Here is a 1,487-nt window from a genome sequence, read left to right on the forward strand (position 1 = left end):
TTTTAGAAGAGCCTCATTTATGTGAGTTACTCTAAAGATCTTCAGTTGTTTACCTTATTTTTTCAAATAAAAAATCGTATATTGATCTAACCAAAAATAGATGCTATGAACGTATTTGAAAAGATTCAGAATTGGGGCGATCGGAATCACCCAACCTGGTTAGATTACATCAGAATTGCTTTAGGTATTACCTTGATTTGGAAAGGTGTTTCTTTCGCTGTAAACCTGCATGCATTTACGCGTTTAATGGAAGATACTCAGCTTGGCGCTGCTTTAAGTATCAGTTTATTGGCACATTTGATTATTGTGCTGCACATTATTGGAGGGCTTCTTATAGCATTGGGTACACACACCAGAATGTTTTGTTTGCTTAATTTGCCGGTTCTGCTGGTTGCTGTTTTCTTTGTGAACCTTCCTCAGAATATCTTTGCGCCTTATTCCGAATTCTGGTTTTCGTGCGCTGTGCTTCTGGGGCTCATTTGTTTCCTGATAGAGGGAGATGGTGTTTTATCCATTGAGGGCAGAAAGAAAGAGAAAGCATCTGCGTGATGCTTTATTGGTTTTTCTATAAATAGCCATCGGGATACTCCCCGTGCACGCTTACATATGCTCTGACCATTTCGCAGGGCACCATACATTCTGCTGCAGACTGCAGGTTTCTTTGGTACTGTAGTTCTTGTGTTTGCTGGTTTATGCTCATTTCTTTGAGCAGGGCTTCTTCGGGATTATATTCTTCAATGGATTCTGCTTTTTTCTGTTCCAGCAGGGTTTGTTCCAGGCAATCAATAAAACTATCAAATTCTGGCCAGGATCTTTCGTAATAAAAGCTGAGCTGGAGTTCTTTTATCTTCTGGAATACGAAGCAATAGAAGGGGGCTAGGTCAATGTCTTTATTGTAAATGTAGCGGTCAAAAAGGTCTTCTTCGTTGAATTGGAAGCCGTTAAATATGGATAGTCTGTTGGCTGCTTTGAGAAAGTATTCGTTAAAGTAATTCTGAAAGACGACGCCGTGGTCAAGTCCTTTTTTATCGTAAATAACATGGTATTTGGAGAATATGGGCACCATAACCATGGCCGTTAATGATAGGATCTCTGCGGGTAGGTTGGGTTGAGCGGGTTTATAGGTTTTCTTGAAATTGGCAAAGGAGATTTTTGGTGTATATACTGGTTTTCTTGACCAAAATGCAGACCATTTGTATTGGGTGATGCGTAGGGTTCTGTACTTGATGTAATCTGTTTCCAGATTGCCATAAAGGATCTGGTGATATATCGAGTTTTCAAATCCCTCCGGAGCAATTTCCTGCAGCAGTTCGGGTAGCGTTGCTAGTATTTTTTTGAGAAGAAAAATAGTTGCTCTTTTACCTGCGGGTTTATATTGGTCTTTTTTCATCGAGGTGGCGTTTAAACAAATTTAATGAACTATTCTGTATTCTTTTAATTTAATTTTTAGCTGAAATTTTGAATGGTTTATTCGTGAAACTATATTT

Annotated in this window: 2 protein-coding genes; one reads left to right on the forward strand and one right to left on the reverse strand. The window is 38.9% G+C overall.

Features of this window, described 5'->3' with window-relative positions:
• Nucleotides 1-105 precede the first annotated feature (105 nt).
• Nucleotides 106-549, forward strand: coding sequence for a DoxX family protein (locus tag DBR11_RS24810; RefSeq protein ID WP_108555270.1), 444 nt, complete (start codon nucleotides 106-108; stop codon nucleotides 547-549).
• Nucleotides 550-565: 16 nt separating this feature from the next.
• On the opposite strand, the gene DBR11_RS24815 is transcribed toward DBR11_RS24810, so the two are convergent.
• Complete coding sequence (locus tag DBR11_RS24815) at nucleotides 566-1,390, reverse strand: hypothetical protein (RefSeq protein ID WP_108555271.1); 825 nt, start codon at nucleotides 1,388-1,390, stop codon at nucleotides 566-568.
• Nucleotides 1,391-1,487: the final 97 nt, after the last annotated feature.

The sequence above is a fragment of the Pedobacter sp. HMWF019 genome (assembly GCF_003061025.1).
Lineage (GTDB): Bacteria > Bacteroidota > Bacteroidia > Sphingobacteriales > Sphingobacteriaceae > Pedobacter.

What these genes read in the sequence shown, in the direction of transcription:
- DBR11_RS24815 (WP_108555271.1), bottom strand. Translation starts at nt 1,390, where the DNA reads ATGAAAAAAGACCAATATAAACCCGCAGGTAAAAGAGCAACTATTTTT.
- DBR11_RS24810 (WP_108555270.1), top strand. Translation starts at nt 106, where the DNA reads ATGAACGTATTTGAAAAGATTCAGAATTGGGGCGATCGGAATCACCCA.